This window comes from Robinsoniella sp. RHS, from assembly GCF_001029355.1.
In the GTDB taxonomy this organism is placed as follows: Bacteria; Bacillota; Clostridia; order Lachnospirales; family Lachnospiraceae; genus Robinsoniella; species Robinsoniella peoriensis.
On sequence record NZ_JNGB01000033.1, the window covers coordinates 1 to 21,516 of the forward strand.

Here is a 21,516-nt window from a genome sequence, read left to right on the forward strand (position 1 = left end):
TGCGAATTCACAAACCCGCAGCATCTCCTCCACTGCACCTTTTGTTATCATCTGTGTCTTTCCATTTTTATCGGCTACTACTACACTCATCCTGCGTCTTTCGAAATCAAATGGTATTTCATCTACTTTTTCGTAGTTGGACTGTATACCCTGAAGCTGTACCTCCTGCTCCTGCAGTTCGTTCGTCCTGTCTATAATCGCAATATCCATTAGGTTTTTAAGCCCTGTCTGATAGTAGCTGTTTAAAAATCCATGACGCAATACTCTTGGATCTTCATTTCCTTCAATATCCAGATGATATTCCAATACTACCTTATCTCTTGTCAGGGTACCTGTCTTGTCGGTACACAGGATGTCAATTGATCCCAGATTCTGGATCGCATTCAGATTCTTAATAATTACTTTCTGCCTGGACATGGATACTGCACCTTTTGCCAGGCAGGTGGTTACGATCATTGGCAGCATTTCCGGCGTCAGACCTACCGCAACGGAAATGGCAAATAATGCTGCGTCCATCCAGTCATTTTTCGTATAGCCATTGATAAAAAATACAACTGGAACCATAATCAGCATAAAACGGATCAATACCCAGGATACCGAATTCACCCCTTTTTCAAAGGAAGTCTGATCCGGTTTTTCAGAAAGAGACTTCGCCATTTCACCAAGCATCGTATTGTTACCAACTGCAATTACAACTCCTGCCGCACTGCCGCTGATTACGTTACTGCCCATAAATGCCAGATTGGAATAATCGGTTACCGCATCTTTGCTGTCAATTAAAGCGCTGCACTTCTCAACCGGTTCACTTTCTCCGGTAAGTGCTGACTGGCTGATGAATAGATCCTTTGCCGAAATAATCCGGATATCAGCAGGTATCATGTCTCCTGCCGAAAGCAGCACAACATCCCCAACTGCCACATCTTCCAGTAGAATTTCCCTTGTTCCTTCTTCCATTCTCTTAACACAGGTAGTGGTCCGGATCATTGCTGACAATCTGGCAGCCGCATTACCACTTCTCGTTTCCTGTATGAACCGCAGCATACCGGATATCATTACCATAGTTGTGATAATAATAACCGTAACGGGATTTTGCTCGCCTGGATCCGCAAAAATAATATCTGTAAATACGGAAACTGCTGCCAAAACAAACAAAATTGCTGTAAATGGATTAATAAAAGCACCGCAGATTCTCTTGACAAGGGATTCCTTCTGTCCGTGAGTCACAATATTCTTTCCATATTCTTCTTCAGAAACTTCTAACTGTGCATTTGTCATTCCCTCTGATGATGTCTGAAATTCCTCATAAAATTTATTCCATTCAACAGTTGCTGCATATTTTAATTTTTCGTTCACCGTTTCACGGCGTACCATATTTCTCATTCTGTTTTTTTTCATTGTCTTATACCTCCTTTATTCATGTTCACAGTAACATTTCTTAAAAAAGGGCATAAAAATCCACCGCTATTGTTTTCATTTACATAGCAGGCATAAATGCCGGGAACACTTTATTCTCAGCAGATATATCAAATGTGTATAAAAACAGCAGCGATGGCATCCGATGAAATATTCCAGTACATCTGTCACAAAGCAATTTTAAAACATGCTCTAGAACCTGGAAATGGCATTATTATCGAAAAAGACCGATCACAAAAACCACCCCGGGAAGTCCAAGAATGGATAAATGATCCACTCCCGGCAAATCCGGAACTTCATCTATACCCTCTACGCTGATGTCATATCGCTCATGACTGCCTCCACTATCCATTCTTACCACCTCCTTTTCTTTTCACAAAAAAAATCCCGCACCAAAGGACAAACTATGGTATGGGAATTAAACATTCTACATTCAGCCATATTATAAAATAATATGGAACTGCCACCGTTTGAGCTTTAGTATCACAGGGCGATGAAATTGTATTATGCTGCACCTTGTTTTTCGATGCGGCCTGTTCAAACCAACTGATGATGTCTCCATCATTTCGCGGCAACAATCCGTATCCCTGTGGTAACCTTACCTACCGGAACTATTTAGTTTTCTTAAGTGTACACTCCCGCGAGTGGTTTGTCAAGGCTAACTTTAAATTAATCATGATAAACTTATCGGTAACTCCCAGCTTTATTCCATCTCCATGACATAAAAATGCAGATGAATACGAAATAACTTTTCGCATTCTCTGCATTTCCCATACGTTTTGTATATTTATTAGAAAGTCTCTTTCAGGCTTTCTCCATTCGTTTCAATTACTTTCTTATACCAATAAAACGATTTTTTCTTATAGCGTTCTAATGTTCCGGTTCCATCATCGTTACGGTCTACATAGATAAATCCGTAGCGCTTTTTTAATTCTGCCGTCGATGCACTGACCAGATCAATACATCCCCAGGTTGTGTAACCCATCACCTCAACGCCATCTTCTACTGCTTCCGCTACCTGCAGTAAATGGTCTCTCAGATACTCAATGCGGTAATCATCTTCTACTGTGGGGTTTCCATCGTTCCCAGTCACCAGTTTATCAACTGCACCAAGCCCATTTTCCACAATAAACAACGGCTTCTGATACCGGTCATAAATGGTATTCAGTACGTAACGCAGCCCCTTAGGATCTATCTGCCATCCCCATTCACTTTCCTTTAATAACGGATTTCTGACTCCTCCCAGAAGATTTCCTTTTCCCTGCACACCCAGGCTTTTATCTGCAGTCTCGCAAATGCTCATGTAATAGCTAAAAGAAACAAAATCTACGGTATTTTTCAGAATCTCACGCTCTTCCTCTGTGATCATCAGCTCAATGTCATGCTCTTTAAAATATCTTTTCACATAACCGGGATAAGTTCCACGTACATGCACATCTGCAAAGAACATATTCATATGGTCTTTTTCCATAACAGCAATCACATCATCGGGATTGGGCGTTAGTGGATAAACAGGCATGCTCAGTACCATACAGCCGATTTTAAAATCCGGATTTATGGCATGCCCGATCTTTACCGCTGATGCACTTGCTACAAATTCATGATGTACCGCCTGAAATAATTGTGTCTGAGACAATTTATCTTTGGGTGTATTAATTCCTCCGCTTAAGAACGGCTCATGCAGAATGGAATTAATTTCGTTAAATGTAAGCCAATACTTTACTTTATCTTTATAGCGCCGGAAAACACAAGTAACATAATTTTTATAAAATCCGATCATTTTGGGGTTGATCCAGCCATCATACTCCTCTGCCAGATGGAGAGGTGTCTCATAATGTGACAGGGTAACCAGCGGCTCTATGCCATATTTATGGCATTCGTCAAAAAGGTCATCATAGAATTTCAGTCCTGCTTCGTTTGGCATCTCTTCATCACCATTTGGAAAGATACGGCTCCAGGCGATAGAGGTACGAAATACTTTAAATCCCATTTCCGCAAAAAGTTTTATATCTTCTTTATATCTGTGATAAAAATCAATACCCACCAGCTTCATGTTATCTTCAGTTGGCTCCTTTGTTCTTGGACCTACGATACCATGTGGTGTTACATCCTGTATGCAAAGACCTTTTCCGGCTTCCTGATAAGCACCTTCACACTGGTTTGCCGCAACGGCACCGCCCCATAAAAAATTTTCTGGAAATCCCATTTATAATGCCCCTCCTTCTTTTTGTAAGAAATGATATAATGCTCCGATTAAATTCGCATCATTATAGAATTCACAATTTGTAACAACCGGCTTTGGTATATAAGGACTTAAAAACCTCATCGGATGATTCTCTAAATATTCATCAATACTTTTTTGCAGAAATTCATGCAGCAGCGGCTGCCGGCTGATACCACCGCCTACGGCTACCACATCCAGATCCAGCAGCATATTCAGATTACATACCTGCAAAGCAAGTGTGTCCGTAAAATCTTTCAGTCCTTTTAATACCATATCATCGCCTGCTGCAGCGCGTTCAAATAATTTCAGCCCGTCATAGCTTTCCCAGTCTTCCCTGGTGTAAAATGCCGTTCTTTTAGCTAGTCCCTGGAAGCCGCTCTTCATTCCCCAGTAACCGTCCAATTCATATTTCTGGTTTTCATCAACCATTACATAACTGAATTCTCCTGCTGTCTGCCGTCCGCCTTTATACAGCTTTTTATCAATAATAAGTCCGCCGCCTACTCCGGAACCGAGAATTAAAACCGCACCATTGGTACAGCCTTTCAGACTTCCTTTCCAGAATTCTGCCAGAGCAGCACATTTTCCGTCATTTTCTATTGTGACAGGAATTTTATGTTTCTCCGATAAAATTTGTGCCAGTGGGGTACCGCACAAATATGCCAGATATCCGGCAGTTACACAGTAACCGGCATCACTGTCCAGCATGCCCGGCATGCTGAAAGCAATCCCCTCACTTCTGTCCTTATAACGCTCAATCACCTCGCTGATCATGCTAATAAACTCTTCTTTTGTTCCTGATGTATAATCCGGTGTATTAAATTTCCCACGCTCCAGAATATCTGTTTTTTCATTCATCAATGCAAACTTCGTAAATGTTCCGCCTGCATCAAATACCAGATATGCCATGTATCACTCCTCCATTCCCTTATCTGACGATAAAACGTGTTTTAAAATGCCTGTGCATGGCTGATTGCTCTACTTAGTTGACTCAGACAGTCCGGCTGCCAAAATTAATTGCCAGTTTTGCATAGAAATCCTCCATTGTCATTCTTGCATCTAATGTATGGTAGACACGGATATCACGGTTATTTTGCTCATGAATATATGTCATGTCATCCGCAATTGCCGGAGCTGGTTTTAAATCATAATTCATTTTCTCCAATTCATCTAAAAGCAGAGTAACCGTAGCCTGATCTCCCAGTCCCCATGTCTCCCCATGAGGCCATGGCGCAAAATCTGCAAGCTTGTTGTTGAATTCCACCATTTGATCGAACAGGTATCTCCCAATTTCACCGCATGGTTTTACTCTGTATTGTAATTCAGCCAGTGAAACCGCTATTTGCTTATACACATCCATGGGAACCTGCCATAATGGAACCTTAGAGCAAAATACCAGGTTTGCTGCTTTGACATCCATCATCAGATTGAATTCAAATCCACCTTTTGGCCATACGCCGCCGCCAATCCAGATGACCGTCATACGCTCTGCAATTTCCGGTTTCAAAAACAAAGCACTTGCCAGATCTGTAATTGCGCCCTGACAAACTACGAACAGAGGGCGCGGGTCTTCCTTTAATGCTTCATCGATGATGAATCTGGCTCCCTCTGATTCTATGGGAGTCTCCCCATCTTCTAAGGAATGGGGTGCACCAAGCAAAACAGGATATTCATCTTCCACTCCCATTAGCCCAAGTACTTTTTTTACCTCATCAAAGCTGGCTTTTGCCGTATTTTCCTCCCCATATTCCTGAGGATTTTTGCAGAAATGACCTGCAATAATCCCCATTACATCGAATTTAGGCGTCATAAGATGGTGCGCAACGGCAAATTGGTCATCGGCTTCATTTTTACAGTCTGTGTGAACAATGACCCGATACTTTTTCTGATCCGGAACTTTAAAATCATACTTCCACATACGCATTCTCCTCATTCTCGTTTAATGCTCTTCTCTCATCCATTTCCCTCTTGATCTTTGGATATACTTTATCTAAATCATAGAAAAACAAGATAATAATACATGCTACATTACAAACAATCGGTATACCGATAAAAGCAATGGTAATCGCCGTATTGGCGCTGGCGCTCTGTACGGCAGCTGCCCCGTCATATGCTCCCCATGCAAGAAGTCCTGCCGCTATTGCACTGGCGGAAGCGCTTGCTACTTTATTAATAAATCCGGAAACAGCTGTCTGGGTACCTGCCAGATTTTTACCGTTTTTCCATTCTCCGTAATCCACTGTATCTGCAAGCATAGAGAAGAACATTGTCTGGCGGAATCCCATTCCAAAACCAATGACTCCAATACTGAGATAGATGATTGAGATGGATTCTTTTGCTATAAACAGCAATGCGAATCCTAAAATCTGAATTGCAGTACCAAGAATGGAAATATTTTTCTTGGATACTTTCTGGTTCATTACACCTGACAAAAGCATGGAGACAATCGGCACAATCGTTAACAGTGATACTGCAACAGAGGTAAGCATTTCATCTCCCACAATATATTTAAAATAATAAGCGATCGTTGCGAACATCCCCAGATAACCTACAAATAAGAAGAAAGTCTGAGCCAGCATTAACATATAAGGCTTGTTCTTAACAAGACTTCCAAGGTCATTAACGATGCTTGTTTTCTTTACAACCTTCGGTGCGGGGTTTATTTCTTTAATATTAAAAACACAAATAAATAAAATTATAACTACAATGATTCCAAAAATAATATTCGTATTACGATAACCGGTAGCTACATCTCCTCCGCCCAGTCTGGAAATTAAAAACAGTGCCATTGATGCAGATGTTAAGGAACCAAGATTGGAAAAAATCGTTCTTGAAGTAACAATTTTTGTACGTTCCGTTGGATCTGAACTTAAGGTTGGAAGAATGGATCCCATCGGAATATTTACCAGTGTATAACCAAATGAAAAGATAATGTAAGTTGCATAAGCCCAGATCATTTTACCTGACTGTGAAAAATCAGGACTGGTGAACACAAGCACCATACCAATTGCCAGAACAGGAGCACCTGCCAGCATCCATGGGCGGTTTCTTCCCATCTTGGTATTTGTTTTATCAATTAAAGTACCTACTACATAATCTGTAAATGCATCAAAAAATTTCGTTACTAAAAACATAAATCCCACGGCTGCTGCATTCAGGCCTGCTACATCCGTGTAATAAATCAAAAGATACGTATTTACCATCAGATACGCCAAATTACAAGCATAATCAGAGATTCCAAATCCAATTCTCTGCCGCCATAAAAATTTCTTGCTGTAGGTCTTCTTCATTCCAGTTTTCTGTTCCATTTTCAATTTCTCCTTTTGTAAAATCAAATTCTCTTGATCTGTTATTATGCTTATCATAACTTGTATTGTACAATTCTTATATCAAAATATTTTGATATTTATCATAATATTCAGGAAAAGATTATTAAATAAAGAATGTCTAAATATAAAGAGGTAGGTGTTCGATTTATAAATGCAATAGAATATGAAGATATGATTCGTGAAGAAGGGGAAGACCGATTTGGAAAACTGACATTAAAACTTTTAGAATCAGGCAGAATAAATGAGATTGAAAAATCGCTTAAGAACAAGAAACTTAGAGATCAAATACAGAGAGTCTGCATTTTAATAAGATCCACTAAACCTAAAAGGAACCTATACATTATCTGATTAAGACAGTGCATCGGTTCCTTTTTTATCATTGACTGCATGATATTTTATTAAAATATGATTTAGCTTTGCCAGTCTGCCGGATAAACGAAATATGCAAATCTTGCTTTATCCGGACTTTGGAAATGAATATGGCTGTTTTTTGGAATAAAAATGATATCACCGGCATGTCCGGTTACGACACGTCCATCAATTTCTATTTCCAGAGTTCCTTCTATTATGTAATCAAATTCATCATATGTCAGGGTCCACTCAAAACTGGTATGATCTACTTCCATGATTCCTGCTCCCATTCTCGGGCTTTCTTCCAGTGAAACGATATCCTTTAATGATACACCCTGGGCGCCTTTGAATGGTTCTGTCTGAACGGTATCGCAGGAGACAGACAGTATCCCCCTTGGATCTTTTACTTTTTTAAAGTCTGCTTTTTCCCTGGTAATCAAAGACTGCTTTACCACTTTTTCTACGATCTCACGGATGGTTGCTTCGCTGATACTCATTATATAACCTTCTTTCTGAAACTAATCTTTATTCGCTGCCTTTAACAGCATTTGGTCTGGCTGCTGTCTTTCCCGGCTATTTATCTGATATATTAATCTGTTTTTTCTTCTATTTCCTCTTTGCCTCCGCTTGCCTTAATTTTTGCCAGCAATTTTGGTGCCAGCGCATTTGCGAGGATTAAAGCTGTAATTCCGGCTATCAGTTTACCCACTACAACCGGGAAGATCATATCCGGATTTGCACCTGCGGTGAATCCGAGGTGATCTCCAAATACAAATGCTGCTGAAACGGCAAATGCTACATTTAACAGCTTCCCCTTAGCATTCATATTTTCCATAATATTGAACATTGCGATATTATTTGCAAGAGAAGCTACTAAACCGGCGGAGCCGTCTGCATTCATTTTCAGCTTTTCTCCTACTTTCATCAATGGTTTCTTAAATGTCTTGGTGATCCATTTTACCATTGGGAAAGCACCGATTAATACGCATGCAATCGTTCCTACAACCTTAATACCTTCTTCCAGAGGAATGGTACCGCCGTTTTTGTTCGGATCAACCATAATATCAAATAATGGAAGACGAATGCCGGTCTCATACTGGAAAACAGCTATTGCAGTAAAAATAGTAATTAATATGGTAACTCCATTTCCAAAATGATTAAATCCTTTCATCATCTGGGTTGGTTTAAACCAAAGTCCAATCGCGATCAATCCTGCTACAATAATAACCGGAATTAAATTCTGTAAAATTGTAATCATATCAATCTTATTTGGTGTCATATTCATTACCAGACCACCTGCGATACAACCGATTGGAATGGTAATTAAACCAGCCAGTACTCCTGCTGCAAGAAACGGTCTGTCTTTTGGTTTAATAATAGACAGCGCAACCGGAATGGTAAATACAATGGTTGGTCCCATCATGGAACCCAGGATTAATCCTGCAAAATTACCAATGGCAGTATTGTCTCCTGCCAGCTGCATTGCCAGGGGATATCCTCCCATGTCATTTGCCAGAAGTGTGGTTGCGAACATCGCCGGAGATGCTCCGAATAATTCATAGACCGGTGCAATAATGGGCTGCAGAATTACCCGGAGTACCGGAGCTGCTGCAACCACGCCCATCATGGCAATTGCCAGGGGGCCCATTGCATTAAAACCGGCTTCAAATTCTTCTCCGTACCCCAGTTTATTTCCCCGGATACGGTCAATAGCTCCAATGACCATGAAGATCATCATAATTGTAATAATTACGGAATTGATTGACAATCCGCTGATGTACTGTTTAATACTCTCTGTAAATACATCTAAGTTTGTTATGTTTTCAATTAATTCACTGAACATGTACTCTTTCCCTCCTCTTTCCTCTATAGCCTGTTTCAAAATCATGCTAAGTATTTTTTAACACGCTCCGGACCACAATTGGATTATTGTGACCGCACTAATTGTATTCTCCCGCAAGATATTTGCACATCATTATATGCAGCGCGCTGGAAAGCCTGTTGAATTCTTCCAGTATATCCTGGTGTGTGTAATCATTTCCTACCTGATATGCATTGACCGCACTGATCTCGCATTCCCGGATCGCTGTACGGATTTGATTCAGTATAGCATATTCCTCCCCCATGGTGTAGTGGGGCAGGATCATTTGCCGGATATTGTAAAATTTCATTGGATTGTGCGAGTGTTCCCGCAGCTCTGCGTGAGTCAGTCCGATAATGCGCTCTATGGTAAATGGCTCATCCAGCACATCACACCGCATAATATTCTGTAAGATCTTCATGATATCTTCCAGATCCTCCAGCAGCTTTGAGCGCCTGGGATTCTTTGCAATGGCAGTCTGGTTACGTATAATCAGTGACTGAAGTGAATCCAGTTTACCACGAAATATAATACGCAGATGATTCTTTGGAACCAGCTTATTACCGGTTAGCTGCGTCATATGCTCCGGTTTGGATGTAAAAAATGCTCCGGTGGCATAATCCACATATGCAGCTTTCATATCATCAGGACTTTCTGCCGCTGGTTTCTCTGCATTTTCTTTTTCTAAAGTGCCCGATTCCTGCTTTTCTATCTTTATTTTATATTGATTCAAATAATCACGGGCAGAAGGGGATAATAAACTTCCCTCCGGCACATAAAAGACCTCCGGGCGATTCTCTTTCATGATATCCCGTAAATACGCTTCTGTTATAACATTCAAATGATTGCCCCCTTAAGCCTGTCCCTGTATTGTTCCAAAGTATATGATTTTGGGACTCTCTCTATAAATGTGGCAGTATGGTTTCTACATCTCCGTGAGGTCTTGGTATTACATGCATGGAAATCAGCTCTCCAACCCGTTCTGCTGCTGCCGCACCAGCATCTGTAGCTGCTTTTACTGCACCTACGTCACCTCTGACTAAAACAGTAACCAGCCCGCTTCCGATACGTTCTTTTCCAATTAATTTCACATCTGCCGCTTTTGTCATTGCATCTGCTGCTTCGATTGCACCAATTAAACCTTTTGTCTCTATCATTCCTAATGCCTGCATAACCGCCATTTTATTGTCCTCCTGATTCTAATCTTATCTCAATTTCATCTTATCTAATTTAAACTTTAAGTTTAAATTCAAACTTTATGAACTACCTGTTTTTTTACTTACTCTGCTGTTTCAGCAATTACCGGAAGAATGCTCTCCACATCCTTATGCGGTCTTGGTATTACATGTACGGAAACCACTTCACCCACAGCTGCTCCTGCTGCTGCTCCTGATTCTGTTGCAGCCTTTACCGCTCCAACATCGCCTCTTACCATAATGGTAACAAGTCCGCTTCCAATATATTCTTTTCCTATTAAAGATACGTCAGCAGATTTCACCATTGCATCTGCTGCTTCGATTGCTGCGATCAACCCTCTTGTTTCGATCAATCCCAATGCCTGTAAATTAGCCATTGTAATTCCTCCTGCCTGTTATTTTATTTTTACCAGAGCTATAATTTTCAGATACGCTCTAATTCCTTCAAAATCTTCTCAACAATATAATCTACATTTATATGGCAGGGCTCAGCTGCCGGTATTGCCAGATCTGCCTCTTTCCGGATTTCATCCAGTTCCTTTGTACCATAAGCTGCCTTGCGAATATTCAGCAGGTTCATAGGACCAATATTATCTGAGGTTGCACTTCCGCCTACCGCTCCGCATCCCAATGTAAATGCAGGCATTAAAGAGGTTGCGGCACCTACACCACCCAGGGCTCCCGGTGCATTCACCAGAAAACGGGAAACCGGTATTCTCTTCGCAAAATAATTGATGATTTCCTGATTTTCAGAATGAATGATAAAGGTATGACCTGCTCCTTCATAATGAAGAATCTGCTGACATCTTTCACAAATCTTCTGATAATTATCTTCCACATAAAATCCCAGAATCGGCGCCAGTTTTTCATTAGAATAGGGATGCCCGTTTCCAACACCGTCTTCTTTTGCTACCAGAACCCTGGCATCTGCCGGAACCTTAAGACCAGCCAGATCTGCAATATGCTGAACATTTTTTCCTACAATCATCGGATTCATAGTTCCATTGGCGCGAAGAATGAATTTTCCCAGCTTTTCCGATTCTTCGTTACTTAAGAAATATGCTCCCTGTGCCTGCATTTCGGCTTTAACGGCTTCTTCCCGGTCACTCTCTGTAATGACGGACTGCTCAGATGCACAGATCGTGCCATTGTCAAATGTCTTACTGTCCATTATGCGTTTTACGGCTTTTTTAAGATCTGCAGACCGCTCAATATAAGCCGGTCCGTTTCCGGGTCCCACACCAATTGCAGGTGTTCCGGAAGAGTAAGCCGCACGTACCATGGCACTTCCTCCTGTTGCAAGGATCAGAGATATATCCGGATGGCGCATCAGAGTATCCGTAGACTGAATCGTCGGGATGGTGATTACCGATACCAGATCCTCCGGTCCTTCCGCTTCTGCAATTGCCTGTCGGATTACTTTGACTGTTTCCAGAATCGCTTCTTTTGCATTTGGATGCGGGGAAAAGATAATGGAATTTCCGGCCTTTATTGCAATTTCCGATTTATATAAGACTGTTGATGTAGGGTTCGTGGAAGGAATCAGCCCGGCAATTACACCTACCGGAACGGCAATATCTTTTGTTCCTGCTTTTTCATCTTCCGAAATTACTCCAATCGTCTTCATATCTTTGATGTATTCAAATACGCTCTTGCTGGCAAAGATATTTTTAATCACCTTATCTTCCATGATTCCGAATCCCGTCTCATCATGAGCCATCTGTGCAAGCCTTTTTGCATTTCTCACACCTGCATTAGCGATACTCTCCACAATTCTGTCAACCTGGCACTGGGACATCTCCAGTAATTTTTCCTGCGCTGCCTTTGAGCGCTCTACCAATTCTCTTACTTCCTGTACTGATAACAGGTCTTTATCATAAAGCTGCATAATTACCTCCCGTTTTGCATTTTCTGCGTATCATTATAATGCCAGCGGATTATCCGCTACAAACTCAACTGCAGCGGCAAATGCTTCACACGCTGCTTTGCATGCTGACTGGCTCCCGGTGAGCAGGGCCCCGCCAAAGTTTGTCTCAGAGGGCGGTGCATACAGTTCACACATGGTTACGTCTGCTGCTTTTAATGCAGCATCCAACGCATAAAGTGCTTCCAGAGGCGGTGCAATCAGATATGCCAGCGCCTGTCCTTCTTTAATTCCTGCTGATTTTGATAAATAGCTTCCTGTCCTTGCTATACAATGGGCATAGTAAGGTATGGAATCATCTTCGTTGGCGCTTACAAACCATGCACCATTTTCAATCGTACCGATGACAGCGTCCAGACCGCTTTTCACTTCTGCCGGATTGGTTCCTGCGATAATACCGATAACTTCACCAGCTAGCTTTGTACTTGCATTGCCTGCTCCGCCGTAAAAACTCTTCGCATAAACCACCTGCACATCAGCCGCTTTTGTCGCTTCATCCAGTGCCGTATAAGTTACATCATCGCAGTCCGCCGTTACCATTCCGATGGATTTTTGTCTCGGCGATAATCCCAGGCTTTTTGCCAGATCCGGCGATACATTGGGAATCATTTTTGTACTGAGTACCTTTGCTTTTAATGGATCTCTTTTCATGTTTCATTACACCTCTCTCTCAATTAGAGTTTCAAATCCGTTCCGCTTGCTTTTTTCTCTAACATAATCTTAATGATTTCTGCAATATGGGCACCTGCTTCTACCGGCACTGTTCCAGCTTTATGTATATTGGATAATACGGTTCTTCTGGCTTCCGGCATGTCCATCGTTGCTTTATAAGCGATATATGCACTCATAGATTCTGCTGTAATAAGTCCCGGGCGCTCTCCGATCAATACACAGGTTACATCTGCCCCGGTAATTTCTGATACCTGGTCCATAACTCCCACTCTGCCGTATTTTACGAAAAACGGCGTTCCCACATCGATCTGATAGCTTTCCAGCCCCTGCAGAATAGCCGGCAGCAAATCCCCCACATTTGCAGCAACTGCAGCGGAACTCAGCCCATCCGATACATAAACCTGAACAGTAGGATGCTTTTTGCATTTTTCCTGAACTGCTTTGACCCCTTCTTCATTCAGTCTTCTTCCAAGATCCGGACGGGTCAGATAAATGTCTTTATTGTCGCACTTGGTCTGAATGCTGAATAAGTTCATCTTTTCTACAAAAGCTTCATCCACATTAGAGAATACTGCATCCTGCGCTGCAGAATGGTCTGCCCGGAAACGCAGCCAGGTAGAAGTCATGTATCTTGCTCCGGCTTTCCAGATACCCAGGCGGCAGGGTGCATACTGCTTTAATTCATAATATGCCTCCCCGTTTACCGGATTTGGTACCAGATACTGCTTTTTAATATCTATCTCTGTAATATCTTCCAGACATCCGTCTTCAATTACCGGCGGTTCTTTAACATTTTCAGAGTATTCTGCCTGCTGAAATGTATTTACGGTCTTTGCCTCTGCCTTTGGTACTGTCTGGGCATCAGCTGCAGATATTGCCGGTGAAGTGCCCTGGCTTTCTAACGCTGCACCATTTGTACCTGATGTACTTTTTGTCACCTGCATTTCTACTAATACCTGCTCTATTATTCGTTTTAAATCCTTCTGGTCAATCATATATATCTCCTTTCTCTCTTAGAGCGTGTCTGAAAATTCATTTCATCAGGCTGTATGCCGATAGAAATATTTTTAGACAGGCTCTGGCAGCTTCCTGCATTCTTCACTTCTTATTTCATAAATACGGATGCATCACCTGCAAGAGAGGTCAGTTTTCCGTCTTTTGAAAATCCCATTTTTTCCAGCCACATATCAAACTCTTTAATCGGACGCAGTCCCAGAATTTCACGGAATGCCGCTGCATCATGATATCCGGTACACTGGTACATCAGCATACAGTCATCCCCGTGAGGAACTCCCATGATGTAATTACATCCCGCCGCTGATAAGAGCATACCCAGATTCTCAACGTCATTCTGATCCGTTTTCATATGGTTGGTGTAACAACAGTCACATCCCATCGGAATTCCCGTAAGTTTTCCCATGAAATGGTCTTCTAACCCGGCACGGATAACCTGTTTGCTGTCATAGAGATATTCCGGTCCGATAAATCCTACCACGGTATTGACAAGGAATGGATTATATTTCTTAGCAAGTCCGTAGCAGCGTGCTTCCATTACCACCTGATCACATCCATAATGTGCATCTGACGACAACTCGGAACCCTGACCAGTCTCGAAATACATGTAATTCGGTCCGGTGGAAGTTCCATGCTGAACCATCATCTGATGGCCTTCATCTAACATTGCCCCATTTAATCCAAAAGCTTCATTTCCCTTCTGAGAACCTGCGATGGACTGGAACATCAGATCAATCGGTGCATTGTGTTTGGTAATGGCCTCCATCTGGGTGCTGACATGGGCAAGTACGCAGATCTGTGTAGGGATATCCCATTTATTTTTAAACTCATCAAAACTTTTTAAGATTCTGGCAACACTTTCAGCCGTATCATCTACCGGATTTAATCCCAATACTGCATCACCGCAGCCTAAACTGAATCCTTCCATTGCCGATGCGATGATTCCCTTGGGGTTATCGGTGGTATGGTTTGGCTGTAATCTGGATGAAAATGTGCCCGGAAGTCCGATTGTAGTATTACAATGTGCCGTAACTACAATTTTTTTTGCTGCATAAATCAAATCCAGATTTCCCATTAATTTCGTAACTGCCGCAACAATTTCACTTGTGATTCCACGGCTGGCACGACGGATCATATCTCCTGTTGTGCTGGTATCCAAAAGCCATTCACGAAATTGGGCAACTGTCATATTCTTAAATTCATTGTAAATAGGTTCATTTACCGCATCCTGGATGATTCTAGTAACTTCATCGATTTCATAAGGAACTGCCGGTGAATTTCTTAATTCCCCCAGGGTTATCTGTGATAATACTACCTTTGCCGCAACTCGCTCTTCCGCTGATTCTGCCGCAATTCCGGCTAATTTATCACCGGACTTTTCTTCATTCGCCTTTGCCATAACCTCCTTCAATGATTTAAACTCATAAGTATGGCCGAATAATTTTGTTTTTAATATCATGACTTTCACCTCGTATCTTTTCTTTAAGAATTAAAAATTAGTGTCTTGATGACGACAGGAACTACCCGCCCTTCACCGATTGGTTCTCCGATATCAATGTAATCACCGCTTTGTGTCCTGATACCGTCGATGCAGATGACCTCCTTACTGTGCTTTAATTTTACATTCAGAGCATGTCCCAGTGCTTTTGCGATATCGTGTTCTGCCACGATCAGTAACGGATATCTGATTGATATCAGTTCCTTCGCCCCATTGATAATAGCCTGGGCCAGTTCCTGGATACCGGCAAAACCCGAATATCCTGTTCCCGCAAATGAAATAGCGATTTGTTCGGCTTCCCCCTCGGAAATATACAAAGGTATCTGCCGCCTGATGGATTCTTCGATTCCCTGACAGGTTTTTTCTTCCTCTTCGCTGATTTTCAAGATTGGTATATTTTTCATCGGAAGCTGATTTTTTTCATAGGAAATCGTACTTCCGCTGATTTCTGTGGTATGAGTCCCGGCACCGACTACGGTAGCCCGGATCGTCTCTACTGCCTGATACAGTTCTAAATTCTGTAAAAACCGGTTTCTTCTGATTTCCTGTCCCAGTATGATTCCTACATCTCCATACTGAAACAGATCGTTACCGGCTTCCTGATATATGTAATCAGCAACGCCTCCGGAAAAGGTAACGGCTTTTGGTATTACTTCCTCCTTCAGCCCATTGCCACCATTCGTAAATATTTCATTATAATAGTCTGACTTTGGCAGTGTATGAAGAGACTGACCAATCAGATCCGCCATTAAGGTACAGATACTTCTTATTTTAGCTGCATCTGCAATCTCTCCTACGGAGATTGGGATCCCCAGACGTTCTGCCAGCTTTTGTATTTTGGAATAAATGTAAGTAATACGCTTTGTTCCCCGGTCTACTTTAATCAGCCTTCCGCCAATATCCAGACAGGTAGTTCCAATTAGATTTCCGTGGTCAAAGACCGCTATATTACTGGTCCCACCGCCTACGTCAACATTTGCAACCACAGTTCTTTTTTCTTTTGAAAAATTATCTGCACCTGCACCTCTGCCGGATAGTACGGATTCCAGGTCCGGACCGGCCGTCGCAACTACAAAGTCTCCCGCCAGACCACTTAATCTATCCAGCACTACATTTGCATTTTCTTTTCTGGCTGTTTCTCCCGTTATAATAACTGCACCGGTTTTTATCTCCTCCGGTTTGATTCCCGCCTTATGGTACTGGCTCTCTAAGATCTGTTTTACCGCTTCCCCATCAATCTCCGTCTGGGACAATAAAGGAGTAAAAAAGATTTCACTGCGGAAAATAACTTTCTTATCTACAATGCTGATTCTGGGAACCGTATAGCTGGTTGCCTGGTTTTCAATGGTCAATTCACTGAATACCAGCTGTGTGGTGGAGGTTCCAATATCAATTCCCACACTTAAAATGACTTCATGCATGTTCTGCCTCCCTTATATTTGATAACCCGATAGGATGAATCGTGTCTGAAAAATGCTCTGGAGCACCCTCCAAACAAGAAAAAAAGCCCAGGTGCAGAATTTTCTGCTCCTAAGCTTCACCGCTTTTTTCAGACACCCCTGCATCGGACTGTCTTATTCAATTGTACATTTTAAAATCAAAACTTGCTCTGGTACCTTCCGGCCCTGATTTTATCTTAAACTTGCCGTGCAGTTTTTCTCTTACCACACTATCTACGATATATAATCCCAGGCTCTTTCTTTTTACTGCATCAACTGCAAACCCTTTTCCGTTATCTGTTATACTCACCTGGGAATACATCTTCCCATGGGTAATCTCGATAATAATATGCCCGGACGTTACATCCGTAAACGCATACTTAAATGAGTTTTGCAGTAATTCATTAATTACAAGGGTAACTGATGATGCCACTTCTGCATTCAGCTTAAATTCATCTCCAATGACATCAATTTTAACTTCCAGATCCGGATAGATATATGATCTTAACAGATCCCGTTTTATACTTTCCACAACTTCATAGATATTAACATTATCATCCTCACCCTGCAGGATCAATTCATGGGTTATGGAAATCGATAGAAGGCGGTTAATCGTATCCTCCAGCACTTCTTTTACCTCGTCGTTTTCACTTCTTCTGCTCTGCATACGCAGAATACTGGCAATCATCTGAAAATTATTTTTGATCCGATGATGCATTTCTTTTAAAGCAACTGATTTATTCACCAATTCCTTTTCTTTTTCTCTAAGGTGCGTAATATCACTTAAAACAATTGCGAACTGAATTCCGTTTTTCCCAAGGGGAATCTGCTTTACCCTCAGAAAATATTTTCCAACAGTGACTTCAACTCCGGTTTTTTCAAGTTCCCCGGGCTGATACTCACGCTCGGGCTGATATAAAAGAATATTATCATAAGGCATGTCCAGAATATCACCGCCATATCCAAGCTTGGCATACAGTTCCTTTGCCATCATATTGCGGAAACATACTTTTCCTTTATCATCCACCATCATTAATGCTTCATCTATATACTGCATCAGCCAGTCATATTCGTGTATTAAATTATCAAATACATTTACTTGTCTTGGCTTTTCATCTTCTATGGCCTCAATTTCTTCTACCGCACGTTTTTCCGTTATTAACACACCGATAATGCGGTTATCATTAAAAATAGGTTCTACATTCTGCATTACTTCTGTTCTCTCCTGGGTTACTGCCTTTACATATTTCGTCCCGATTCCCAGTCGGATCGTACGCTCTACTGCCGGTTCATCTTCTTTTCTGGCAAGCATTCCCACTACGCTTTTGGCATAAGCAGAGGGTACATTTTCCGGATTCGCCTCACAGATTACAATCGCGGTGGATTTATCTTCTGTAATGCAGTCAATAAACACATCACATCCTACCATGTTCGCAATGAGCTGAAGACTAGGCTGCATAGCTTCAATCACTTGAATATCCGAATCGGTAAGCGGAGTGCATTCTTTGCATAAATCATATACTTTAGAACTCACACATGCCCACCTGCTTTCAATAATATCATTTCTGCCACACGTTTCATAGACAGCTTTTTTGCCTGACTTAAGCTTCTGATATAATCATAAGCCTCCTGCTCAGAGATTTTTTTCTCCTGCATGATAAAGCCTTTTGCTTTTTCAATAATTTTCCTGCTTTCCAGCTGTTTCTTTGCCTGTGTTCCTTCCTGCTTTAACTGCTTCATCTGAGCACTCTGCGCAAGCGCCACCTCAATAGCCGGAATCATCGTCCTTACCGCTACCGGTTTGACTATATAACCGGAAACGCCGATCTCTTTTGCCTTTCGGATACAGTCTTTATCACTATAAGCTGTCAGCATCATAACCGTATCCACAATATCCTCTTCTTTTAATACCTTTGCCGCACAAAACCCATCTAAAAGCGGCATTTCAATGTCCATTAATACAAGATCCGGTCTTACCGCCTTACAAACTTCAATTGCATCGAAACCATCGGATGCTTCTCCGACAACTTCGTAATTCTGATCCTCCAGCAATTCTTTCAGGTCCATTCTGGTAATCGGCTCATCATCCGCAATTACCACCCTTACTTTTGATTCTTCCATTTGTACCTCCGCATTATACCTCACATTACTTCTGTCGATTATGCTTTATATCCGGATCACTTATGATCTGCTAGTGATCCTCCAGGTATTGAATAACGTCTTCCATACCTTTTCCCGCAACTGCACTTGTTAAAAAAATCTTTTTTGCTCCTGCATTTTCCAGATACTTTACTGCCAGAGCGGTCTGCTCCCGGGAAGCAGCATCGCATTTTGTTACAATTCCAATGACCGGCTTCGTAAACATCGATGTGAACATTGGCGCAAACATACTGCCGTCTGCAGTAGCATCCTGCACAAAGATGATCACATCCGCCTCAGCTGAAGTTACCTGCAGTGCACGGTATAACCCCCGTCTCTCCAGATATTCTCCCGGTGTATCGATCAGCTCTTTCCCCAGGATTTCAATCGCCTGGGTCTTCTTATATTTTATTGATTCACCCATAAGATACTGGCATAGCGTAGTCTTTCCTGCGTATGTCCTGCCTACAAACATTACTTTCTTCATGGTATGTCCACTCCCTTATAGTCAGGTTCTAGTGATTTTAGAAGGAGTGAAATCTAACATGTCGCCTAACACATTCATAATTTCATGCAAAGAAGCATCCACAGCAGCAATATCACCGGTAATAACCAACGACCCGCTGAAACGATCAACAAAACCAATCTTCACATCTGCCGCTTTCGTTGCTACATCTGCGCCTATAATGGCACCTTCACTGGGTGTTATAGTTAAAATACCAATTGCTCCGCGCCCATCAACCAGGCCCAGCTTAGTATACAGGTCTTCATCCGGGTTGGCAATCAAATGTGCCAAAGTAACCTGCTTCCCCGGAACAAATTCCTGAATAATTCTTTTTTTCTCATCTAATTCTATCATATTTTCACTCCTTATGCAGTAAAATATCCTGTAAAAGCGCAAAAAACCCCCAGAAATATAATTTCCGGAAGTTCCATCACTTCGTAAAAACACTGCAGGTCATTACGTCACAACCCGCTTATTCAGTTGAAAAGATCTCTCTTTTGTTATACTTTAATGCATACTTCATAGTTGGTAATATGTATACGTACTTTCACACTTATCGTAATCCCGCTTACGATACTGTCTGATACGCAGTGCGACTGCGAACTGCATTCACATTTTCACACTTACTTCTATAGCGACTATACACTATTTTATACAGTTTTGTCAACACTTTTCGTCAATTATATGTTATTTTTTACCATTGTTATCCCCGTTTTTCACCATTTGTTCCTACATCTTTAAATATTTACTTTTCCCATAATAAGCTTCCCGGAAAACAGTTTCGATTTCTTCCGGAAGACACTTTCTCGGATTTGTAGCCGTACACCTGTCCTCACAGGCAATTCGTGACATCTCTGATACCGATGCTTCAAATGCACTCTGATCCTCCCAGGCATCTTTGATTTGCAGCGGCATTTTAAACTCCCTGCACAGTTTTTCCATTCCGTGAATCAGGTTTACCACACCGGAACGGACACTGTAGGATTCATAACCTGCCAGTTTCGCCAGTCTTGCATATTTTTTTGCTGCCCCTGATTCTTTTTCACCGCCAACATCCTGAATTCCGGCATTGTAAGCAATTACGTAGGGAAGCAGCACTGCATTTGCACGTCCGTGGGGCAAAGAAGCACGAATACCCAGAATATGCGCCATTCCATGATTTACCCCAAGGGATACACTGTCAAATGCCATTCCTGCCAGACAGGACGCATGATGCATATTTTCTCTCGCTTCCAAATCATCACCCTGATGATATGCCCTTCGCAGACTGTCAAACGCCATTTTAAATGCCTTTTCCGCCAGTGCATCTGAAAAATCAGTTGCATTTGCAGAAACATAAGCTTCCATGGCATGGGTTAATACATCCATTCCGGTATCAGCCGTAATAGCCGGTGGTACGCTTACCGTAAGGTGTGCGTCTAACACTGCTATGTCCGGAAGCAGGCTGTCATCCACAAGCGGATATTTTATATTTTTCTCATGGTCTGATATTATGGAAAATCTCGTAACTTCAGATCCTGTACCGCTGGTAGTTGGAATCGCTATAGATAGACACCGGGGCAGTCCTGCCGTTCTGACTGCAAAGTACATAATTCCTTTCGCTGTATCAATTGCGGAACCGCCTCCAAAAGAAATCACCGTATCCGGTTTAAACTCATCAATGATAGAAATTCCTTTCATAACCAACTCAATATCGGGATTGGGCACCACATCGGAAAATACATAATATGGAATTCCTGCTGCCTCCAGTTTCTCTGTCACATAAGTAATCCTGCCGCTTTCCACCAAAAATTTGTCTGTTACAATAAACACACTCTTCGTGTCAGGACAAACACTGGAAATGTCCAGTTCACCCATAAAAATTTCTGTACCCAGTTGAAATGTTTTCATCTTCAATTCCTTATCCTCCATATTCTTCATACCCGCATATTGAATGCTCTCTTTGCTGCAC

The 21,516-nt window shown here is 41.9% G+C and carries 21 protein-coding genes and 1 riboswitch; all 21 genes read right to left on the bottom strand.

From position 1 onward, the window contains the following. Positions 1-1,395, bottom strand: a 1,395-nt coding sequence (locus RHS_RS15690; RefSeq protein ID WP_047833720.1) for an HAD-IC family P-type ATPase, incomplete at its 3' end; no start/stop codon positions are given. Positions 1,396-1,627: 232 nt separating this feature from the next. Then, on the bottom strand, positions 1,628-1,765 hold the full coding sequence (locus tag RHS_RS31135) for a hypothetical protein (RefSeq protein ID WP_156042859.1): 138 nt from the start codon (positions 1,763-1,765) through the stop codon (positions 1,628-1,630). 102 nt (positions 1,766-1,867) lie between these two features. After that, positions 1,868-2,030, bottom strand: a riboswitch (M-box (ykoK) riboswitch). A gap of 173 nt (positions 2,031-2,203) precedes the next feature. Next, on the bottom strand, positions 2,204-3,619 hold the full coding sequence (locus tag RHS_RS15695) for a glycoside hydrolase family 1 protein (protein WP_047833721.1): 1,416 nt from the start codon (positions 3,617-3,619) through the stop codon (positions 2,204-2,206). Continuing rightward, positions 3,620-4,546, bottom strand: coding sequence for an ROK family protein (locus tag RHS_RS15700; RefSeq protein WP_047833722.1), 927 nt, complete (start codon positions 4,544-4,546; stop codon positions 3,620-3,622). It abuts the gene before it with no gap. Between the two features lie 82 nt (positions 4,547-4,628). Then, complete coding sequence (locus RHS_RS15705) at positions 4,629-5,555, bottom strand: nucleoside hydrolase (RefSeq protein WP_047833723.1); 927 nt, start codon at positions 5,553-5,555, stop codon at positions 4,629-4,631. Then, complete coding sequence (locus RHS_RS15710; protein WP_047833724.1) at positions 5,542-6,945, bottom strand: MFS transporter; 1,404 nt, start codon at positions 6,943-6,945, stop codon at positions 5,542-5,544. Before RHS_RS15710 ends, RHS_RS15705 begins: the two co-directional genes overlap by 14 nt. 431 nt (positions 6,946-7,376) lie before the next feature. Beyond that, the gene (locus tag RHS_RS15720) at positions 7,377-7,814 is read right to left on the bottom strand and encodes a cupin domain-containing protein (RefSeq protein ID WP_047833726.1); all 438 of its coding nucleotides are present in this window, start codon (positions 7,812-7,814) and stop codon (positions 7,377-7,379) included. Between the two features lie 92 nt (positions 7,815-7,906). Beyond that, a complete protein-coding gene (locus tag RHS_RS15725) occupies positions 7,907-9,160 on the bottom strand; it encodes an ethanolamine utilization protein EutH (protein ID WP_044289299.1) in 1,254 nt (417 codons plus the stop codon). 97 nt (positions 9,161-9,257) lie between these two features. After that, positions 9,258-10,019, bottom strand: coding sequence for an ATP-binding protein (locus RHS_RS15730; protein WP_138002431.1), 762 nt, complete (start codon positions 10,017-10,019; stop codon positions 9,258-9,260). A gap of 61 nt (positions 10,020-10,080) precedes the next feature. After that, the gene (eutM, locus tag RHS_RS15735; protein ID WP_027293630.1) at positions 10,081-10,359 is read right to left on the bottom strand and encodes an ethanolamine utilization microcompartment protein EutM; all 279 of its coding nucleotides are present in this window, start codon (positions 10,357-10,359) and stop codon (positions 10,081-10,083) included. Between the two features lie 98 nt (positions 10,360-10,457). Then, the gene (locus RHS_RS15740; RefSeq protein ID WP_047833727.1) at positions 10,458-10,751 is read right to left on the bottom strand and encodes a BMC domain-containing protein; all 294 of its coding nucleotides are present in this window, start codon (positions 10,749-10,751) and stop codon (positions 10,458-10,460) included. Positions 10,752-10,798: 47 nt separating this feature from the next. Next, positions 10,799-12,262, bottom strand: a complete 1,464-nt coding sequence (locus RHS_RS15745; protein ID WP_047833728.1) for an acetaldehyde dehydrogenase (acetylating) — start codon at positions 12,260-12,262, stop codon at positions 10,799-10,801. 33 nt (positions 12,263-12,295) lie between these two features. After that, on the bottom strand, positions 12,296-12,949 hold the full coding sequence (gene eutL, locus RHS_RS15750; RefSeq protein WP_027293628.1) for an ethanolamine utilization microcompartment protein EutL: 654 nt from the start codon (positions 12,947-12,949) through the stop codon (positions 12,296-12,298). Positions 12,950-12,972: 23 nt separating this feature from the next. Then, positions 12,973-13,965: an ethanolamine ammonia-lyase subunit EutC gene (gene eutC / locus RHS_RS15755; protein WP_027293627.1), complete on the bottom strand. Its 993-nt coding sequence runs from the start codon at positions 13,963-13,965 to the stop codon at positions 12,973-12,975. Positions 13,966-14,075: 110 nt separating this feature from the next. Continuing rightward, positions 14,076-15,443: an ethanolamine ammonia-lyase subunit EutB gene (locus RHS_RS15760; protein ID WP_027293626.1), complete on the bottom strand. Its 1,368-nt coding sequence runs from the start codon at positions 15,441-15,443 to the stop codon at positions 14,076-14,078. 23 nt (positions 15,444-15,466) lie between these two features. After that, on the bottom strand, positions 15,467-16,903 hold the full coding sequence (gene eutA / locus RHS_RS15765; protein WP_027293625.1) for an ethanolamine ammonia-lyase reactivating factor EutA: 1,437 nt from the start codon (positions 16,901-16,903) through the stop codon (positions 15,467-15,469). Between the two features lie 157 nt (positions 16,904-17,060). Continuing rightward, positions 17,061-18,455, bottom strand: coding sequence for a sensor histidine kinase (locus tag RHS_RS15770; RefSeq protein WP_044293041.1), 1,395 nt, complete (start codon positions 18,453-18,455; stop codon positions 17,061-17,063). Further along, a complete protein-coding gene (locus tag RHS_RS15775; RefSeq protein WP_027293623.1) occupies positions 18,452-19,042 on the bottom strand; it encodes an ANTAR domain-containing response regulator in 591 nt (196 codons plus the stop codon). Before RHS_RS15775 ends, RHS_RS15770 begins: the two co-directional genes overlap by 4 nt. 70 nt (positions 19,043-19,112) lie before the next feature. After that, positions 19,113-19,547 carry a EutP/PduV family microcompartment system protein gene (locus RHS_RS15780; protein WP_027293622.1) on the bottom strand — a complete coding sequence of 145 codons (435 nt, stop codon included), beginning with the start codon at positions 19,545-19,547 and terminating at the stop codon, positions 19,113-19,115. A gap of 21 nt (positions 19,548-19,568) precedes the next feature. Beyond that, positions 19,569-19,919: an ethanolamine utilization microcompartment protein EutS gene (gene eutS / locus RHS_RS15785; RefSeq protein WP_027293621.1), complete on the bottom strand. Its 351-nt coding sequence runs from the start codon at positions 19,917-19,919 to the stop codon at positions 19,569-19,571. 375 nt (positions 19,920-20,294) lie between these two features. After that, the gene (locus tag RHS_RS15790; RefSeq protein ID WP_047833749.1) at positions 20,295-21,455 is read right to left on the bottom strand and encodes a 1-propanol dehydrogenase PduQ; all 1,161 of its coding nucleotides are present in this window, start codon (positions 21,453-21,455) and stop codon (positions 20,295-20,297) included. Positions 21,456-21,516: the final 61 nt, after the last annotated feature.

Coding starts and splice junctions, on each gene's coding strand:
- RHS_RS31135 (WP_156042859.1), bottom strand. CDS start 1,765: ATGGATAGTGGAGGCAGTCATGAGCGATATGACATCAGCGTAGAGGGT.
- RHS_RS15695 (WP_047833721.1), bottom strand. CDS start 3,619: ATGGGATTTCCAGAAAATTTTTTATGGGGCGGTGCCGTTGCGGCAAAC.
- RHS_RS15700 (WP_047833722.1), bottom strand. CDS start 4,546: ATGGCATATCTGGTATTTGATGCAGGCGGAACATTTACGAAGTTTGCA.
- RHS_RS15705 (WP_047833723.1), bottom strand. CDS start 5,555: ATGTGGAAGTATGATTTTAAAGTTCCGGATCAGAAAAAGTATCGGGTC.
- RHS_RS15710 (WP_047833724.1), bottom strand. CDS start 6,945: ATGGAACAGAAAACTGGAATGAAGAAGACCTACAGCAAGAAATTTTTA.
- RHS_RS15720 (WP_047833726.1), bottom strand. CDS start 7,814: ATGAGTATCAGCGAAGCAACCATCCGTGAGATCGTAGAAAAAGTGGTA.
- RHS_RS15725 (WP_044289299.1), bottom strand. CDS start 9,160: ATGTTCAGTGAATTAATTGAAAACATAACAAACTTAGATGTATTTACA.
- eutM (WP_027293630.1), bottom strand. CDS start 10,359: ATGGCGGTTATGCAGGCATTAGGAATGATAGAGACAAAAGGTTTAATT.
- RHS_RS15740 (WP_047833727.1), bottom strand. CDS start 10,751: ATGGCTAATTTACAGGCATTGGGATTGATCGAAACAAGAGGGTTGATC.
- RHS_RS15745 (WP_047833728.1), bottom strand. CDS start 12,262: ATGCAGCTTTATGATAAAGACCTGTTATCAGTACAGGAAGTAAGAGAA.
- eutL (WP_027293628.1), bottom strand. CDS start 12,949: ATGAAAAGAGATCCATTAAAAGCAAAGGTACTCAGTACAAAAATGATT.
- eutC (WP_027293627.1), bottom strand. CDS start 13,965: ATGATTGACCAGAAGGATTTAAAACGAATAATAGAGCAGGTATTAGTA.
- RHS_RS15760 (WP_027293626.1), bottom strand. CDS start 15,443: ATGATATTAAAAACAAAATTATTCGGCCATACTTATGAGTTTAAATCA.
- eutA (WP_027293625.1), bottom strand. CDS start 16,903: ATGCATGAAGTCATTTTAAGTGTGGGAATTGATATTGGAACCTCCACC.
- RHS_RS15775 (WP_027293623.1), bottom strand. CDS start 19,042: ATGGAAGAATCAAAAGTAAGGGTGGTAATTGCGGATGATGAGCCGATT.
- RHS_RS15780 (WP_027293622.1), bottom strand. CDS start 19,547: ATGAAGAAAGTAATGTTTGTAGGCAGGACATACGCAGGAAAGACTACG.
- eutS (WP_027293621.1), bottom strand. CDS start 19,919: ATGATAGAATTAGATGAGAAAAAAAGAATTATTCAGGAATTTGTTCCG.
- RHS_RS15790 (WP_047833749.1), bottom strand. CDS start 21,455: ATGAAAACATTTCAACTGGGTACAGAAATTTTTATGGGTGAACTGGAC.